Raw genomic sequence first — 18845 nt, forward strand, 5'->3', positions numbered from 1 at the left:
TCTTCGATTGTTAAACAAACCGCTAAAAAGCATTGCTGCTTCCCAGCGGTAAAGCTTTTTTAATAAGCTCCTCTTATTTCAGGATGTACATATTCTTTATAAAACTGCGCCAATTGGTTCAGCTCTTCAGGAGAAAAGTTCTTCGCATCCAACGCCTTTAAGTTGTCTTCTGCTTGCGAAACATTTCTGAATCCAGGAATAACCGATGTGATGGCTTCCTGCTGCAAGATCCATTTTAATGCGGCTTGCGTGCGATTGCCTCTTTCCTCTGCAATCCAAGCAAGCTGATCACTTAATTCTACGCCTTTCGCAAACTCCAGCCCCGCAAATGTTTCTCCAACATTAAAAGCTTCCCCGTCACGGTTAAAGTTCCGGTGATCGTCTGATTCGAATTGTGAATCCACTTTGAATTTACCAGTCAATAAGCCACTTGCCAACGGGACACGGGCCAATATTCCAACATTCTTCTCTAAAGCTTTCGGGAATAGTTCTTCCAGCGGCTTTTGGCGAAATAGGTTAAAGATCACCTGCAAACTGCTGACATTTGGATTATCCAGGCATAACAGCCCTTCTTCCACTGTTTCCACACTGACACCATAAGAGCGAATTTTCCCTTGTTCCTTCAGCTTGTCCAACACCTCGAAAACACTGCCGTCTTGCAAAATTTCCATTGGTGGACAATGAATTTGAAACAAGTCAATTTGCTCCCGTCCTAAACGTTTCAAACTCGCCTCGGCATAGTTGGAAACCTGTTCCATTGAGTAGGTTTGCGGGTCATGAATATCTCCTGCACGGCAAAATTTAGTGGCAATATGGATTTCGTCCTGCTTTCCTTTTGTAGCCTTGCCTAATAGTTCTTCACTGTGGCCATCGCCATAGACATCTGCCGTATCAAAAAAGTTCACACCTTTTTCCATGGCGTACTCCAATGCTTTCAATGATTGTTCGTCATTGGTGTTGCCCCATGAACCGCCGATTGCCCATGTTCCAAAGCTCAATTCACTTATTTTCATGCCGGTATTGCCAAGTTGACGATAGTTCATTTGTCTTCACCTCTTCTTTAAGATTGGTTTTTCTTTACAGAAAAAACCTCAACTATGGAGTTGAGGTTTTATTTTGTCGACTACTTGCGGAATTCCAAAAGTTTCTTATTCAAATCTTTGGTTTGCCCGTAGACCTCTTGATAAATTGGAAACAGCTTGCTGTAAGTCTGTACATTTTCTTCTATTGGCAAATAAGTTTCTTGTTCCTGCAGAAATGCGTCTGCGCATTCTTGGAGAGTTTGAAACCACGAACAACCGAAAGCCGCCAGCATAGCCGCACCCATTCCAGGACCCTGTTCACTGGTAAGGCGAACAATTTTGGCATCGAAAATATCTGCCTGCATTTGAAGCCAGTCTTCATTTTGGGCTCCGCCTCCGATGGACACAATCGTATCAATCGTTTTGCCGCTTTCTCTAAAAATCGAAATCGATTCGTTTAAAGAAAACGTGATTCCTTCCAAAACTGCACGTGCAAAATCTTTCCGGCGATGCGAGGCATCCATGCCGATAAAACTGCCACGAATCGCAGCATCTGCATGTGGTGTTCTTTCCCCAACTACGTAAGGCGTAAACACCAATCCGTTCGATCCAGCAGGCACATTGTGAATATCGCCCAACAGTTCATCAAATGATGCTTCTGGAGCAAATGCATCTTTAAACCAGGACAAGCTATAGCCAGCAGCTAATGTGACACCCATTGTGTAAAAAGCACCGGGCGCTGCGTGGTTGAAATAGTGGACCTTGCCGTCAAAATCCTTATCTCCTCTAGCTTCGTAAGACAATACAACACCTGATGTTCCAATGCTGCACAATGTTTTGCCTTCTTCCAAAATTCCAGCACCGATAGCTCCACAGGCGTTGTCTGCACCGCCCGCAAACACACGAGTCGATTGAGCCAGCCCAGATGCTTCAGCGAATTCATTTATTACAGTTCCTACTTCATCGTGCGAATTCACTAATGGTGAACATATAGTAACATCAAGCTCTAACAAATCGCAGATTTCCCGACTCCACTGTTTATGATTGACATCCAACAACAAGGTTCCTGCCGCATCTGAATATTCCATTTCAAGCTTGCCTGTTATTTTATAGCGCAAATAATCTTTCGGCAGCACAAAGGATTTTACTTTTTTGAAAAGCTCTGGCTCGTTTTTTTGGACCCATAGAATTTTCGGCAATGTAAATCCTTCTAATGCAGGGTTTTTTGTAATTTCCAGCAAGCGTCGTTCCCCGACCACGTCGTAAATCTGTTGGCATTGCACCGTTGTCCGCGTGTCGTTCCATAGAATAGCCGGACGCAATACGTTATTCTCCCCATCCAACAAAACCAGTCCGTGCATTTGTCCGGAAAAGCTGATGCCTTCAATATCTTCTGCATTTCCATCAAAAGTGCTTAACAATTCTTTTAATCCTGCAGCTGTTTGGTCTACCCAATGCTGTGGATCTTGCTCGCTGTACCCATTTTTTTCGTGAATCAATGGATAAGATTTTGAAATTGTTTTCGCAACATTGCCGAGCTGGTCTACTAATAAAATTTTAACCGCACTTGTTCCTAAATCGACACCAATTACATAGTTCATATGGTCAGCTCTCCCAGCCTGAAAAATTTCTTATTTTGCGAAAGCTTGCAGCAAATATTGGTTGATTGTCGCTTTTATTTGCTCAAGGCGTCCTGAAGTTTGCTTGATATCGGTAATACCGAATGCGTAGTCTTCAAGCTTATGGAAATCTGTATTGCCATTAACGATATCCAGTCCAATTCCGTTTGTGTACGTTTCGTAGCGGTTGCTCACAACATTTTCAAGAACTTTATCGTCAATCAGTTGCTGAGCCACTTTCAATCCGACAGCGAAAGCGTCCATCCCTGCAATATGTGCGTGGAACAAATCAGCCTGTTCAAATGACCCTCTTCTAACTTTAGCGTCAAAGTTCAAGCCGCCGCGGCCAAGCCCGCCGTTTTGAAGAATTTCGTACATCGCCAACGTAGTTGACCACAAATCAGTCGGAAATTCATCTGTATCCCATCCCAATAGCGGATCTCCCTGATTAGCATCGACAGAGCCGAGCATGTTGTTGATGCGTGCATAATGCAGCTCGTGTTCAAATGTATGGCCAGCCAATGTGGCATGGTTTGCTTCGATATTAAATTTGAATTTATCATCCAGCTTGTAGCTTTGCAAAAATGCATGTGCAGTTGCTACGTCGTAATCGTATTGATGAGTGGAAGGCTCTTTTGGTTTTGGTTCAATCAAGAATTGGCCGTCAAAACCGATTTCCTTTGCATAGTCAGCAGCCATGTGATAAAAGCGGCCTAAATTATCCAGTTCCAGCTTCATGTCTGTGTTCAATAACGTTTCGTAGCCTTCGCGGCCGCCCCAGAACACATAGTTTTCTGCGCCGAGTTCTTTGCCGATTTCGAGCCCTTTTTTCACTTTTGCGGCAGAGTAAGCGAATACATCTGCATGGCTCGAAGTAGCTGCGCCATGGACAAAACGTGGATGCGTAAAGTTATTGGCTGTATTCCACAGCAATTTTGCTTTGCTGTCTTTCATGTATTCTTTGATCATTCCAACAATTTCATCCAAGTTCTTGTTGGACTCGCGCAGGTTGCTGCCTTCTGGTGCAATGTCAACATCGTGGAAACAGAAAAATGGCACATCCAATTTTTCATAAAACTCAAAAGATGCTTCAACCCGCGCTTTTGCTAAATCCATTCCTTTTAAATGATCCCATGTACGGTCCATCGTCCCTGCACCAAACGGATCTGAACCATCCATTGTAAATGTATGCCAATAAGAAACAGCGTAACGCAATGTTTCCTCCATCGTTTTGCCGCCTATTTTCTCTTCAGGGTTGTAGAATTTAAATGCAAATGGATTTTTTGAAGCTGCTCCTTCAAATTTTATCTTTTCAATGCCAGTGAAATGTGTCATGTTCCATACCTCCAATGTAGTTTTAAATCTAATCATATGTACCAATATTTAGACTAATTGATGAAAAGGCTTTCATTAAGGATTATAGCAAGTTATAATTAGTTTGTCCATTGGTTAAACAAAGTAATTGTAAGTAGTTTCGTGATTTTTTTTGATCCGTGAGGTATGATTTTACAGATTATGAAATATGGGATAGAGGCGATTTATTAATGCACACAGCAAGCAGCTATATTTACCTGGCATTGGAATGGATTACACGGTTGGCCTATTTGAATTTACTGTGGGTGCTCTTTACACTTCTGGGAGGAATCCTGTTTGGTTTTTACCCTGCCACCACCTCCATGTTTGCCATGTGCCGCGAATGGCTAAAAGGCAATACGGATCTTCCTCTGTTTAAAACATTTTGGAACTTCTACAAAAAGGATTTTGTAAAAAGCAATATTTTGGGCGTCTTCATTTCGGTGCTCCTGCTGCTTATTGTTTTGGATATCCTGTATATCCAGTCAAGCCCGGATGAGCAACTGAATTGGACGCATATTCCCTTGTTTGCGTTTATGCTGATATCTACCCTATTTTCATTTTATGTATTTCCGGTTTTTGTGCATTACGATATCAAAGTACCGCACGTTATCAAAAATGCATTTTTGCTGATGCTGGTCAATCCAGCAGCTACTGCTGTCATCATTCTTTGTCTGGTTCCGCTGTTTTATATTATGACCTTGCTGCCAGCGCTAGCCTTTTTATTTGGCAGCAGTTTATATGCTTTTCTGACCATGTGGATGGCAATGAGTGCGTTCAGCAAAACACAAAAAAAAGCTTCACACCAAGAGGAGTCTCTCTCCTAAGGTGTGAAGCTTTTTTTATCCTTTTACAGCACTTGATGAAATTCCTTCAACTACCTTATTGCTAAAGAAAATAAAGGCAATAATAATCGGCAGGACGCTAATGACCAAAGTAGCACCAATTGCTCCCCAATCCGTCATGTACTGACCGATAAAGTTTTGTATCCCAACTGTCAGTGTTTTATATTGTTCTGAGCTGATGAAAGTATTGACAAAAACAAATTCATTCCAGTTGTAGATCATGTTAATAACAATAGTAGTTGCCAAAATAGGCGTAGTCATCGGCAAGATGATTTGGAAAAACATGCGATGGATAGAACAGCCGTCAATGACTGCAGCCTCTTCAATTTCATGCGGCAGCGTGTAGTAAAAGCCAAGCAAGATCATTAGCGTAATAGGCAGGTTATAGGCGGTATATGTGATGACGATCGATATCGGATTGTCGATCAAATTGACGCTCAAGAACATGCTGTACAGTGGAATCAATGCCGAGTGAATCGGAATCATCAAGCCGACCATAAACAAGCCCAGCACTAAACCACTTAGTTTCCATTTTAGTCTTGTGATGGCAAAAGCCGCCATACTCGCAAACAGAACCGTCAAAATAATGGCCAGTACCGTGATCCAGACACTATTGAAGAAATAGGTTCCAATCCCACCGTCCCAGACTTTTTGGTAGTTCTCCCATCGGAGTTCGGATGGCAGAGCAAACGGAGATCCCGAAAAGATTTCATTATTGTCTTTCAAAGAAAATAGGAAAAGCCAAATCAGCGGCAGGATTTGGAACAACCCAACAATTATCAACGCCAGGTAAAGAAAAAAGTAACCAATGCGGCCCATTTTCGCGCCTCCTTTAATATTCGAGTTTATCTTTCGATTCCGTCAATTTGCGTACGATAAACGTAACAATCAACGTGATGATCAGCAGCAAGAAGCCGATTGCACTGCCGTATCCAAAGTTGTAGTTGGAAAATGCCAGTTTGTACATATAAGATGCCATAACTTCACTGGCACCGTTTGGTCCGCCGGCCGTCATTACATAAATCAAATCGAAATACTTGAGAGAACCGACAATCGCCAGAACAATTGTAACGCTCACTACTTCTTTGATCAGCGGCAATTTAATCCGCGTTGCAATCTGAAAAGGTGTAGCGCCGTCAATTCTGGCCGCCTCTATCAGCGATTCCGGAATATTTTTTAAAGCTGCATAGTAGATCAATATGTAGAAACCGGCATATTGCCATAAAATCGGAACAAATATCGCAAACAGGACAATAGAGGGATTTGCCAACCACAGCGGTGGATTTTCTACACCGATACTCATCAAGAAGACATTCAAGATGCCGTTTGATGGGTTGTAAATTTTTACCCATAATTGTGCAATTGCCACCGAAGACAGCAACATTGGAATCAAATAGATTTTACGCAGCAAATCTGCCCCTTTAATTTTAGAAGCCAGTATAAACGAGACAGTCAAATAAATGATCAAACTCAAGGTAGAAAAGATTGCTAATAGGAACGAATGGAACGCACTGTTCCAGAACAGCTCATCCTGTATTCCAGTGATGTAGTTTTCTAAACCGATAAAGGTTTTTTCTCCTATGCCATCCCAATCCATCAAGCCATAATACCCTGACAGGAATAGGGGAATGAAAACGAGGATTAAGAGCAGGAGAAGAGCAGGTGCAATATAAAACGCGATATAGAACTTATTCGACATTACCTTGTTCATACCAATTCAACCCCATATCTTAGAAAATACAAGGGGACAATCCGTTGCTTAGGATATGCCCCCTCTTTTTAATTAGATTTTACTTTTGCTGTTTAACTTATTCTGCTGAAAGAGCTTCTTCATGATTTTCAGCAAACTCTTCTGGAGTTATTTCATTTCCAAAAAGGGCCTGGATGGAATCCAAATGCACTTGAGCCACATCCGGGCTCATCTGAACATCTGCAAATAATGTGATATTTGTTGCACCATTTAATTCATTTAAGATGTCAACATACATATCTGGTAGATCCAAAGTTTCAGCATCCACTTTAGTAGCAGGAATTACACCCGCTTTGGTTACTGCTTCTTCTCCCCAAGCTTTAACAAAATAAGCAGCAAAATCTTTTGCTTCTTCTTTTACTTCTGATTCTTCAGCAACGAATAGTCCTACTCCAGGACCACCAACAAAGCTGCTCGGATCTCCTTGCCCATCGACAGTTGGGAAGTTAAGGTAGCCGATAGAATCTCTGAATTCCTGTGGTACACTTTCGTTCGTTGTAAAGTTAGGAAGGTCCCAAGTTGCGATCAAGTACATTGGAGATTGTCCGCTCATGAACATGGATTTGGCTTCTTCGTCAGCAAGTCCGTTAAATCCATTGACAAAAGCACCTGAATCTACAAGTTCTTGTGTTTTTGCAGCTGCTTCGATTAATGCTGGATCTTCAAAAGAACCGGAACGATCGATTGCTGTGTTCAAAACTTCTGCTCCACCAATTCGGTCAGCCAAGTACATGTACCACATAGAGCCTGTCCATGAATCCCGGTTGCCCAGTGCAATTGGTTGAATTCCAGCTTCATTGAATTCTGCTACAGCTGTTTCAAGTTCTTCGTATGTTTCAGGAGGTTTAATGCCCTGCTCTTCGAACATTGCTTTGTTATAGTATAAAGAAACAATATTCAATTCGAGTGGAAGACCGTAAGTAGCTCCATCCAATGCATAAGCTTCTGTTGTTCCAGGAACAAATGCGTCGCTCAACTCTTCTTCAAGGACATCATCAAGCGGTGCAAACATGTTGCCGCCCACATAAGGTTCTAAAAATCCTGCTGCCCAAGTCAAGCCGACATCCGGAAGATCGCCAGAAGTAGAAAGAACTCTCAACTTATCTTTGTATTGCTCGTTGCTCAATACTTCGAGGTCGACTGACACCCCTTCATTTTCTGCTTCGTATTCAGCAATAATTTCATTTACTACATCATAATGTTTTTTCGAACTGCCTTCCGGCCATAAATGCATGAATTTTATTTCTTTGTCAGCTGCCCCTGATGCGTCACTTGTTTCACCAGAATCCGAACAACCTGTTAATACCATAGACAAAGCAAAAGCGGATGATAAAAGTGTAAGCGTTTTCTTAGTCCCCATTTTTTCTCCCCCTCGTTCAATTTAGTATTACAACAATTTTCAGATTGTTGTATGCGGTTTCATTGTAGCAAATTTATTTTTGTTAGTCTAGTGGCTAAACAAAGTTTTATTTTCGTGATAAACTGCTATTAAATCAAGCTTTATTGCTCAAAGTGACAAAATGGCGGTACAATATAAAGATATCTTATCTGAAATTTTATAACTTTATTGGTTGGCCAAAGGGATTTTTACCCCACTGTCTTTCAGTCGAACGGAGTCTGTAAGTAAAAATATTGATGCTTGGCCATGTCGAATCTTTTTGACAGATTCTTATTGTGAAGTTAATTTAAGTTTAGAAGATCGAAGGAGTGGGTTGTTGTGCACATTAGAGAAAATAAGACGTGGAATCATCATGTAGTAAAAGAAGGAAACAAATCGCTGGTCTTGAACAAAATCATTAACCACTCCCCTATATCCAGGGCAGCTGTTGCTCAACAAGTTGGGTTAAACAAAGGTACCGTGTCCTCCCTAGTAAATGACTTGCTTGACGATCATTTGATTTATGAATTTGGACCTGGCAAATCCAGCGGCGGGAGACGCCCTGTCATGCTGCTTTTCAATGAGAAGGCCGGGTATTCCGTAGGGATAGATATTGGTGTCAATTATTTGTTGGGCGTGCTGACTGATTTAAACGGCAATATTTGCAATGAAAAAGAAGTCACCTTTAAAAACTTATCTTATGAAGAAATTGAAATGCAGCTTTTCCATACCATCGACTATTTAATAGCGTCCGCACCCGAGAGTCCACATGGTATCGTGGGAATTGGGGTTGGCGTTCCGGGGATCGTGGATAACAATGGGGAGATATTGCTTGCCCCCAACCTCAAATGGAAAAATTTGAACTTAAAGCTAGTGCTTGAAACTAAATACAATTTGCCAGTCATCATTGAAAACGAGGCAAATGCAGGAGCTTATGGAGAAAAGAAATTCGGTGCTGGAAAAGATTCTGAGCACATTATCTATGTCAGCGCAGGAATTGGGATAGGCGTCGGCTTAATTTTAAATGGTTCGTTGTACAAAGGCTCGAATGGCTTTTCAGGAGAGCTCGGGCATATGACCATCCAAGTAAACGGTCCGACATGCCGCTGTGGCAATAAAGGCTGTTGGGAATTATTTGCGTCAGAACAAGCTTTGCTGACAGCAGCCGAGAAAATGAATCTTTCTTCGTTAACTGGAAAAGAGCTGGAATTGAGTGATCTTTTAGAGCTTGCCGAACAAGGAAATCCAAAAGTAATATCGCTGTTCGAACAGGCTGGCGACTATCTTGGTGTGGGCATCAATAACATTATTAACAGCTTTAACCCACAGCAAGTCATTATTGGCAACCGAATGGCTTCCTCCTATAAATGGCTGAACAAAACATTGACGGATCGTGTCTCAAACCAGGCACTATGGTTTCAGCAAAATGACTTGACTATCTGCTTCTCCGAATTGAGCACATTTTCAAGTGCTCTAGGTGCATCCGCCTTTTCAATTGAACATTTCCTTAGTGTCTGCATGCAACAAAAAATGAGCACAGATGTGTAAGAAAAAACTGGCAAAGAGTGGCTTGCTGATTTCCATCAACGGAAATCAGTTTTTTTATTGAGATAAATCTTAACTAATTAAAAAACTTAGTTTACTCAATAGACTAAGTGTTGTATGATCGGTTATAAGTTACCGACATTTTTTTGTAAGCACTTACACATTTTGAATGGAGGAAGAAGAAAAATGACCATAATCCAAAATCCGATTTTAACTGGTTTTAACCCTGATCCATCGATTTGCCGTGTTGGGGAAGATTATTATATTGCAGTTTCCACATTTGAGTGGTTTCCTGGTGTAGGTATTTATCATTCCAAAGACTTGAAAAACTGGCGCTTAATTTCTAGGCCCTTAAATCGCTTAAGCCAACTGAACATGTCTGGAAATCCGAACTCTGGCGGTGTTTGGGCACCTGCCCTTTCCTACAGCGACGGCCAATTTTGGTTGATCTTTACGGATGTAAAAGTAACAGAAGGCCAATGGAAGGACTGCCATAACTATTTAGTGACGTGTGAAACCATCGACGGTGAATGGTCGGAACCTTCTTACTTGAACAGTTCGGGATTTGACCCTTCCCTCTTCCATGATGAATCCGGCAAAAAATACTTTGTCAATATGTACTGGGACCACCGTGTTGGGAATCATCCTTTTTACGGCATCGTCCTGCAGGAATTCGATCCGGCCACGCGCAAGCTCGTTGGCGAATCTAAAATCATCTTCAAAGGCACCGATATCAAATTGACAGAAGCGCCGCACCTTTACAAAATCGGCGAGTATTATTATTTGCTGACAGCAGAAGGCGGAACAAAATACGATCATCAGGCAACGATCGCTCGCTCTCGCCAAATAGACGGACCTTACGAAGTCCACCCTGAAAATCCATTGATTACTTCATGGCCATATCCGAGAATACCGCTTCAAAAAGCTGGACATGCTTCGATTGTTCAAACCCACACAGACGAATGGTTCCTGGTGCATTTGACGGGACGGCCGCTGCCACAGGAAGATCAGGCTTTATTGGATCCGCGGGGCTTTTGTCCACTGGGCCGTGAAACCGCTATCCAGCGCTTGGAATGGCGAGATGAATGGCCATATGTTGTCGGCGGCAATCAGCCGGCTTCACAAATTGAAGGGCCTGCTGTTGAGGAAGTTGTCTGGCCAGCAGATTTCCCCGAAAAGGATGACTTTGATTCATCCGAGTTGAACGGTCATTTTCAAACGCTGCGCATTCCACTTGGCGAAGAAATTGTTTCGTTAAATGACAATCCGGGGCACCTCCGCCTCTACGGCCGTGAATCACTGACTTCTAAATTCACTCAAGCATTTGTGGCAAGGCGCTGGCAGCATTTCAACTTTACTGCTGAAACAAAGGTCGCTTTCCAGCCGACCACGTTCCAGCAAGGTGCCGGTCTTGTAAACTATTACAACACAGAAAACTGGACAGCTCTTCAAATTTCCTGGCACGAGGAAAAAGGCCGCATTCTTGAACTGACTGTATGTGACAATTTCTCCTTCTCCCAACCGCTTCAAGGAGAAGAAATCAGCATTCCGGAAGACCTTGAGTATGTTCATCTGCGTGTAGAAGTCCAAACAAAGACCTATACGTATTCGTATTCCTTTGATGGTGAAAACTGGATTACGCTTCCGATTACGTTCAATTCTGCTACACTGTCAGACGACTATATTCAAGGCGGCGGGTTTTTCACCGGTGCATTTGTCGGACTGCAATGCCAGGATTTATCCGGCCAACAACAGCCAGCTGACTTCGATTATTTTATTTATAAAGAATCAAAAGAATAAGCATATTGAAAAGGCAGCTACGGACCTCATGTCCGTAGCTGCCTTTTGTCTATCCTGCGTTTTCCGCAGAAATTTTTTTCCGCTGTTCACTGCGGACAGCGGTCCATTTAACAAAGGGAACAATCAACACAGATAAAAACAAAATCCGGAACAGCTGAAACGCCGTTACAACGGTTACGTCTGCATGAACCGATGCAGCAATAATGCCCATCTGGTCAAGTCCTCCTGGTACAACACTTAGAAAGCTGGTGGAAAAGCTCAGGCCGTAGAGATTTTGCAGAATAAAGCTCAGGCTGTAAGCAAAGGCGATGAGTACAGCACTCGAAAAAAACGAATAGAAAATCATGCGCTTCGTCAATTTCAAATCCTCTTTCTTCAATAGTAGTCCGATGTATATGCCAATGAATAATTGTGCGATGTGCAGGAAAGAACCTGGCATGACCGGCACTGCTACACCAGCCATATTAAATGCCATGATCAGAAAGACCGGCCCGAGCAAAAAAGCTGTCGGTACTTTCACTTTCTGTGCCAACATACCCGCACCGTAGCCCATTGCCAGCAAACCCGCCAACTGCAGCGAATAATCTCCCTGTCCCAGCTCTTGCACATGCGAAGATCCTCCGTTAGCGACAATAAACGGAACGATTGCGACAATGAGCAGGACACGAAGAACGTGGTAGAATGTCACCGCCGTCAAATCAATGGTTTTCTGCTCTTCGGCAAATGTAATAATTTGCGACAAGCCGCCCGGCACACAGCAAGTCATCGCGGTTGCTTGGTCTACTTTTGTCCGCGAAGCCATCAATGAACTGATAAACAGGAAAAGGACAAAAAATGCGATGTTGATTAGCACCATCGCCAGGAAATACTGTTTCATTCCTTGCAGGGCTTCAAATGTAAAAGCATAGCCGATTACATACCCTGCCACAACCAAGCCGCCATTACGAAAGCGCGAATGCCATTTCAGTGATACCGGGGTGAATAATTGCATGAGCAAGACTGCAAATAAAGGGCCGAGCAGCCAAGGCATAGGTGCTCCCACTGCCACAAAAAGCCCTGCCCCAGCCAAACCGATGACAAAGGTTTTAGCCATTGGAGAAATCTTCATATGGGTCATCTTCTTTCTGATTCAGTTGCAACTGATTTGACCATTATATCTCTTTCTGTTCCCGAAATAAAATTTTCTCACATTCTAAAGCAGCAGAATCATCCAGCTTTCTTCATTTTTTGCTAGAGCAAATTCTCTATCTGCTGTAGAATGAGTCCAAGCTTATTTCTCAATTCAGTTAACTGGACGTGAACAATACTGCTGCATGCCTCGATTCGCACAACTCAAACCACTAAAAAGGAGCATGAACAATCGTGAATAAAATTCAATTGAAAACCCGGATAGACGCTGCCAACAAAAAAAGAAAAGCCGACTTGGTCATTCGCCATGCGGCCATTGTCAATGTCTTTACCAAAAGCCTGACCACGGGCGATGTGGCGATCAGCGACGGCGTCATTGTCGGCATTGGAGAGTATGAAGGCATTGAAGAAATCGATGCTACTGGAAAGTTTATTGCTCCCGGTTTGATTGATGCACATGTTCATATTGAATCTTCCATGGTAACACCACAGCAATTTTCACAGGTCGTCTTGCCCCATGGCGTTACAACAATCATTACGGATCCTCATGAAATTGCCAACGTCAGCGGTACTGCCGGTCTGGATTACATGATGAAGGATGCCGAATCGACTCTGTTGGATATAAAATTTATGCTTCCTTCCTGTGTGCCTTCTACAGGTTTTGAAAATGCAGGCGCCCGGCTGTCGGCCGAAGACCTTGCACCGTTTTTCCAGCGAGAAGGAGTTCTTGGATTGGCAGAAGTGATGGACTTCCCTGCCGTTCTGCGCGGCGATGATGCCATGCTTGATAAACTCCTGCTAAGCCATCAAATTGATGGGCATGCTGCCGGACTATCAGAGAATGATATTAACGTTTATGGATCTGCCGGTATTTTGACAGACCATGAATGTGTCTCAAAAGAAGAGATGATTACGCGCTTAGAACGTGGCATGTATGTCATGCTCCGTGAAGGATCCGTTGCTAAAAACCTTCATGCTTTGCTTGAAGGTGTAACCGAACAAAACGCTCACCGCTGCTTGTTTTGTACAGATGATAAGCACTTGGATGATTTAATTGAAGAAGGCAGTGTCGATTACAATGTTCGGACTGCTATCAAACAGGGCATCCATCCTATTACTGCTATCTCAATGGGCAGCCTCAATGCGGCGCAATGCTTCGGACTTCGTCAAAAAGGCGCTATCGCTCCGGGCTATGATGCGGATTTTCTGTTGCTCGACAGCTTGGAAGAGTTCACGATTGGAGAAGTTTATAAAGGTGGCCAATTAGCGGCAAAAAGCGGCCGCTATGCAGGTCCGGTTCAGAAACAAACAGATGCCACTACGGTTCAAGATACTGTACGTGTTGCGGAATTTTCTGGTACCGGCTTTCAAATTCCGATGGGCAACAGCACGAAAGCGCATGTCATCGGCATCAATCCAAACAACCTCATCACAGAACATTTGATTATCGAAACACCGACTACGAATGGTTACTTTGTTTCAAATCCAGCAAAAGACCTATTGAAAATGGCTGTGATCGAGCGCCATCGCGCCACTGGCAATATTGGCCTCGGCATTGTCCAAGGGCTTGGCCTGAAAAATGGCGCCATCGCCACAACGGTAGCGCATGATTCGCACAATATCATTGCCGTCGGCACAAGCGACAGTGACATTAAAGCCGCGGTCGAAGCTGTACAGAACTTAAAAGGCGGGCTAGTCGTGGTGCAAGATGGCCACGTGCTGGCGAGCCTCCCCCTTGCCGTTGCAGGATTAATGACAGAAGAACCTTTTGATGCCGTTTATCAGCAGCTTAAAGCGCTTGATGAGAGCCTGTTGCAGATTGGCGCACCGACTCATTTCAATGCCTTTTTAACTTTGTCATTCCTATCATTGCCGGTCATCCCTCATTTAAAACTGACCGATTGCGGTTTGTTCGATGTCGCAAGCTTTCAGCATATCGAAGTCGCAGTCGCTGCTGACTAAACATTAAAAACCGCATCGCCTTTACACAGGCGATGCGGTTTTTAATTCAGCTCTCTTTCACAAGGATACAGGATGGATCACTGGCCCATTCGTTTAGTGAACCGTCATAGACGGCCACATTTTTTTGGCCCAGTTTGTTGAGAATGAGCGAAGTCCAAGTGGCTGCGATTCCCCCACCGCAATAAGTAATGACTTTCTTGTCCGGATCCAATGCGCCAATTGCTTCAAATGGTTTCCGCAGTTCAGCATCTGTATACACTTTTTTCGTTTGTATGTCGGCATGATTTCCAAAAAAGATATTGACGCTGCTTGGAATATGGCCTTTTCTCGGATAAGTATCCGTTTCGCCTCTGTAATCCTCGGGCGACAGGCTGTTAATCAAAACGATTGTATCGTCATCAATCGCATTCTGTACATCCTCTTTTGTGGCAAGAAGCTCTGGGCGGCGTTCACCAGTAAATGCTGCTGGGGAGTAATTACTTGGAATAGTCGATAGCGCACGGCCTTCCGCTTTCCATTTTGGCAACCCGCCATCCAATATTGCGATGTTCTCAAACCCTTCATACTGCATCTGCCAGGCCAGCCGCGAAGCCCAATAAGCCGCAACCACAGGATTTTCAACAAGCGCTCCTTGATCATAAATGACGGTATACGTCTCATCTCCTACACCGAGCTGCGTCATTTTTTCGATAAACTGCTTCCGGGATGGCGTCATAAATGGAAATGGTGACTCTGGGTCGGACAAGTCATGCAGCAAATCAGCATAAACCGCGCCTTGAATATGCCCTTTCTCATAAGATGTTTTTCCAGAAAGGACAGAAGGCGGCCCACCATTTGTGGGGATATCCATAAACGTTGTCGCATCCACAATGCGCAATTGGGAGTCTTCCAAACGCTGCTCAAGCCAATCAGTACTGACAATTAACGGTATGTGTTCCATGGTGCACTCTCCTCACTTATCAGCTAAGCAATCCAATATGATTAACAAAACTGCGTTATACTAGTACAATAAGGTCTATGTTTTGCTTCGTCAATTAGAAGACTCCGGTATGCATGCGCAAAGAAATTCAGCGATAACAAAAACTGGCCAACTGAAAATTTTACTATATAAGAAAGGTTGTTTTTCATGAAACCCTATAACAATATCATCGAATTGATTGGCGATACGCCAGTCGTTAAACTAAATCGAATCGTTCCACAAGGAGCGGCAGATGTTTACGTCAAACTGGAAATGTTCAATCCCACCAAAAGTGTTAAAGACCGCGCTGCCTTTAATATGATCGAAACTGCAGAAAAAGACGGCTTACTAAAAAAAGGCGCTACGATCATCGAGCCGACCAGCGGCAATACCGGTATCGGCCTGGCTATGGTTGCTGCTGCCAAAGGCTATCGCTCTATTCTCGTATTGCCGGACAACGCCACGAAAGAACGCATCAACCTGTTGAAGGCTTTCGGTTCTGAAGTCGTATTGACGCCAAGCGATGCCAAAATGCCTGGCGCAATCGGCAAAGCATTGGAACTGCAAAAAGAAATTCCGAACAGTTTTATTCCACAGCAATTTGAAAACAAAGCAAACCCGGATATCCACCGCACCACCACAGCAATGGAAATTCTCGAACAGATGGACGGCGCACTGGATGCGTTTGTGGCATCAGCCGGAACAGGCGGCACCATCACCGGAACTGGTGAAACCTTAAAAGCACATCTTCCGGAACTTTATGTTGTCGTTGTGGAACCAAAGGGGTCTCCCGTGCTGTCTGGCGGAAAGCCAGGCAAGCATAAACTGGTGGGCACGAGCCCCGGTTTTATTCCTGCAATCTTAAACACAGAAGTATACGATGAAATTATGGCGATCAACGACGAGGATGCGATCGATGTCTTTAAACGAGTGGCACGTGAAGAAGGCATCTTTGTCGGTCCATCTGCCGGCGCTACTATCTATGCAGCAATCGAACTTGCCAAACGTTTAGGCGCTGGGAAAAAAGTGCTGTGCATCGCACCGGATACTGGTGAACGCTATTTGAGCATGAATTTGTTCGACGAATAAAAATTTTACTTCATTCATAAAACAGGCCGGATAGAATTTCATTTGGTTCAACAATGCCAGCATTCTTCTTGGGAGCTTGGAAGAAATTCCTGAAAGAACAATCGAATTTTGCTTTATTGACTGATACCCAATTTCTAAAATAGTGGATTGACTGGCAGCAGAAATTTTCTGTTGCCTTTTTTGTTCCTTTTTATAAAACAAGATGCAAAACAAACCAACATGTTGTTCCTGAGCGCTTCATTTAGTTTTTCTTGCCGGACTTTGCTACACTAATGTAGGAAACTGATTTACGATAAAAGGAGCTGTCCATATGCAGAAAGTAACAGGGAAAAATGCGTTGATTACAGGGGCTGGCAAAGGAATTGGCCGGGCTACCGCGATCGCCTTTGCAGCAGAAGGAATAAATGTGGGGCTTGTTGGCCGTACAGCTGAAAACCTTGAGAACGTCGCAAAAGAGTTGGCACAATACGGAGTAAAAACAGTATACGCAGTAGCTGATGTTGCAGATCCGGAAGCGGTCGATGCAGCAGTTGAACATGTATTGGCTGAATTGGGATCGATTGATATTTTGATCAACAATGCGGGAATCGGCAAGTTCGGCAAGTTTCTTGAACTGTCGCCTGAAGAGTTCAAAGGAATTATTGATACCAATCTAATGGGTGTGTATTACGTGACGCGTGCTGTCTTGCCGCAAATGATCGAACGCCAATCAGGAGACATCATCAACATTTCCTCTACTGCCGGCCAAAAAGGAGCACCTGTAACAAGTGCTTACAGTGCATCGAAATTTGGCGTTATGGGATTGACGGAATCGTTGATGCTGGAAGTCAGAAAACACAATATCCGCGTCAGTGCCTTAACACCAAGCACGGTTGCCACTGACCTGGCTGTGGAAGCAAACTTGACTGACGGCAACCCCGACAAAGTTATGCAGCCGGAAGACCTTGCTGAAATGATGGTTGCCCAACTCAAGTTGCATCCGCGTGTTTTATTGAAATCAGCAGGACTTTGGTCAACAAATCCATAAAGGTTTATTTTTACAAAAGCGCCGTCCACAAATGTGAACGGCGCTTTTTTTGTGCAAGTTGTTTATCCACCTGTTTTTTCCTTTCTTGTATACCAAAATACAACCGGAATCAAAGCCAGCGCCAGAAACCCACCAACTAAAGACATCGCAGCATAGCTTGTCTGCGCCATGATCATCCCTGAAATTCCGCCCCCTGTTGCACCAGCCAACGCAACGAGCACATCAACGGTCCCCTGTGTTTTTGCGCGTGTGGAAGGAGGCGTCGAATCCACAATGAGCGTGGTTCCGCTAATTAACCCAAAGTTCCAGCCAAGCCCCAGTAAAGCCAATGCCACAATCAGGACGGGTAGGGAATCGTTTGGCGCCAAAGCAGCAACAACACCTGCAGCCATAAATGTTACACCAGCAGCTGCCGTCATCACGATTCGCCCTAATTTATCGACCAGGACCCCCGTGACAATGGACGGTAAGTACATGGCGGCTATATGAATCCCAATAACCAACCCGACAGCTTCCAAGTCATGCCCATAATGCCCCATGTGAATCGGCGTCATCGTCATAATGGCAAACATAATCAATTGTGTCAGCACCATGACCGTGGCGCCCAGCACAACGCCTTTTTTATTGCTCTGTCCATCTATAGAAGCTTTATTTGATGAGCTTTCTTCAAACTCTTGTTGATGCTTCGTTATTGCTTTGGAAACCAGCAACGGATCTGGACGAAGGAAAATCAGCAGCACAACACCTGCCAACAGATACGCAGCCGCCGCTAACAAAAATGGTCCAGCTAAAGCAGGAATGCCTACAGATTCAGCAAACCTCCCCATCACTCCGACCAGATTGGGACCTGCAAAGGCTCCAAATGTTGTCGATACCAAAGCAATGCTGATGGCGGTTCCGCGCTGATTGGCGTTGGCCAAATCCGTTCCTGCATAGCGGGCCTGCAAATTTGTTGCCGTTCCTGCCCCGTAAACCAACAAGGAGCCAAACAACAAAACTGTATTATTTGATAAAGCCGCTATGACAACGCCGCTTGCACCAAGTCCACCTGCCAGAAATCCTGAAGCCAATCCGGTTCGCCGGCTGAAGCGCTGCGACAAACGGCCAATAATCAGTGCCGCTGCTGCTGATCCAAGCGTGAACAAGGCAACAGGTGCACCTGCAAAGCGATCCGTGCCAAGCATATCTTGTGCAAGAAGAGCCCCTACGGTCACTCCTGCTGCCAATCCGGCTCCGCCAAATATCTGCGACAGCACGACAATCCACAACGTGCGCCGGTACAAAGCCTTGACCTTTTCCGGTGAGTCAATAAAGCGCTGCAGCATTTGCTGCTTTTTGTTTTGTTCCATGCGTTCTCCTTCTTTCCCAG

The 18845-nt window shown here is 44.1% G+C and carries 15 protein-coding genes; 6 read left to right on the forward strand and 9 right to left on the reverse strand.

The window, feature by feature from the left end:
* Positions 1-59 precede the first annotated feature (59 nt).
* From AC4EHK_RS11875 to xylA, 3 genes are all read right to left on the reverse strand, one after another.
* Entirely contained in the window at positions 60-1043 is a 984-nt protein-coding gene (locus AC4EHK_RS11875) for an aldo/keto reductase (protein WP_490978998.1), read from the reverse strand.
* 80 nt (positions 1044-1123) lie between these two features.
* Positions 1124-2623 carry a xylulokinase gene (gene xylB, locus AC4EHK_RS11880; RefSeq protein WP_490978999.1) on the reverse strand — a complete coding sequence of 500 codons (1500 nt, stop codon included), beginning with the start codon at positions 2621-2623 and terminating at the stop codon, positions 1124-1126.
* A gap of 30 nt (positions 2624-2653) precedes the next feature.
* Positions 2654-3976, reverse strand: coding sequence for a xylose isomerase (gene xylA, locus AC4EHK_RS11885; protein ID WP_490979000.1), 1323 nt, complete (start codon positions 3974-3976; stop codon positions 2654-2656).
* A gap of 209 nt (positions 3977-4185) precedes the next feature.
* Here xylA and AC4EHK_RS11890 point away from each other — a divergent pair, with 209 nt between their 5' ends.
* Positions 4186-4821 carry a YesL family protein gene (locus tag AC4EHK_RS11890; protein ID WP_490979001.1) on the forward strand — a complete coding sequence of 212 codons (636 nt, stop codon included), beginning with the start codon at positions 4186-4188 and terminating at the stop codon, positions 4819-4821.
* 15 nt (positions 4822-4836) lie between these two features.
* Here AC4EHK_RS11890 and AC4EHK_RS11895 read toward each other — a convergent pair whose 3' ends face one another.
* From AC4EHK_RS11895 to AC4EHK_RS11905, 3 genes are all read right to left on the reverse strand, one after another.
* Complete coding sequence (locus AC4EHK_RS11895) at positions 4837-5658, reverse strand: carbohydrate ABC transporter permease (RefSeq protein WP_490979002.1); 822 nt, start codon at positions 5656-5658, stop codon at positions 4837-4839.
* A gap of 13 nt (positions 5659-5671) precedes the next feature.
* On the reverse strand, positions 5672-6550 hold the full coding sequence (locus tag AC4EHK_RS11900) for a carbohydrate ABC transporter permease (RefSeq protein ID WP_490979003.1): 879 nt from the start codon (positions 6548-6550) through the stop codon (positions 5672-5674).
* Positions 6551-6647: 97 nt separating this feature from the next.
* Positions 6648-7949: an extracellular solute-binding protein gene (locus AC4EHK_RS11905; RefSeq protein WP_490979004.1), complete on the reverse strand. Its 1302-nt coding sequence runs from the start codon at positions 7947-7949 to the stop codon at positions 6648-6650.
* A 363-nt stretch (positions 7950-8312) separates the two neighbouring features.
* Between AC4EHK_RS11905 and AC4EHK_RS11910 the strand changes: the two genes are divergently transcribed.
* The gene (locus tag AC4EHK_RS11910) at positions 8313-9515 is read left to right on the forward strand and encodes an ROK family protein (RefSeq protein WP_490979355.1); all 1203 of its coding nucleotides are present in this window, start codon (positions 8313-8315) and stop codon (positions 9513-9515) included.
* Positions 9516-9698: 183 nt separating this feature from the next.
* A complete protein-coding gene (locus AC4EHK_RS11915) occupies positions 9699-11312 on the forward strand; it encodes a glycoside hydrolase family 43 protein (RefSeq protein WP_490979005.1) in 1614 nt (537 codons plus the stop codon).
* Between the two features lie 49 nt (positions 11313-11361).
* On the opposite strand, the gene AC4EHK_RS11920 is transcribed toward AC4EHK_RS11915, so the two are convergent.
* On the reverse strand, positions 11362-12405 hold the full coding sequence (locus AC4EHK_RS11920) for an AbrB family transcriptional regulator (RefSeq protein ID WP_490979006.1): 1044 nt from the start codon (positions 12403-12405) through the stop codon (positions 11362-11364).
* Positions 12406-12674: 269 nt separating this feature from the next.
* On the opposite strand from AC4EHK_RS11920, the gene ade reads away from it, so the two are divergent.
* The gene (gene ade / locus AC4EHK_RS11925) at positions 12675-14402 is read left to right on the forward strand and encodes an adenine deaminase (protein ID WP_490979007.1); all 1728 of its coding nucleotides are present in this window, start codon (positions 12675-12677) and stop codon (positions 14400-14402) included.
* Positions 14403-14448: 46 nt separating this feature from the next.
* On the opposite strand, the gene AC4EHK_RS11930 is transcribed toward ade, so the two are convergent.
* Positions 14449-15342 (reverse strand): sulfurtransferase, encoded by an 894-nt coding sequence (locus AC4EHK_RS11930; protein WP_490979008.1) that lies wholly within the window; start codon positions 15340-15342, stop codon positions 14449-14451.
* A gap of 186 nt (positions 15343-15528) precedes the next feature.
* Here AC4EHK_RS11930 and cysK point away from each other — a divergent pair, with 186 nt between their 5' ends.
* The gene (gene cysK, locus AC4EHK_RS11935) at positions 15529-16449 is read left to right on the forward strand and encodes a cysteine synthase A (protein WP_490979009.1); all 921 of its coding nucleotides are present in this window, start codon (positions 15529-15531) and stop codon (positions 16447-16449) included.
* A gap of 310 nt (positions 16450-16759) precedes the next feature.
* Positions 16760-17476 (forward strand): 3-ketoacyl-ACP reductase, encoded by a 717-nt coding sequence (locus AC4EHK_RS11940; protein WP_490979010.1) that lies wholly within the window; start codon positions 16760-16762, stop codon positions 17474-17476.
* A gap of 62 nt (positions 17477-17538) precedes the next feature.
* Here AC4EHK_RS11940 and AC4EHK_RS11945 read toward each other — a convergent pair whose 3' ends face one another.
* Entirely contained in the window at positions 17539-18825 is a 1287-nt protein-coding gene (locus tag AC4EHK_RS11945; protein ID WP_490979011.1) for an MFS transporter, read from the reverse strand.
* Between the last annotated feature and the right edge of the window lie 20 nt (positions 18826-18845).

Source organism: Planococcus sp. TJ-307 (assembly GCF_058268435.1).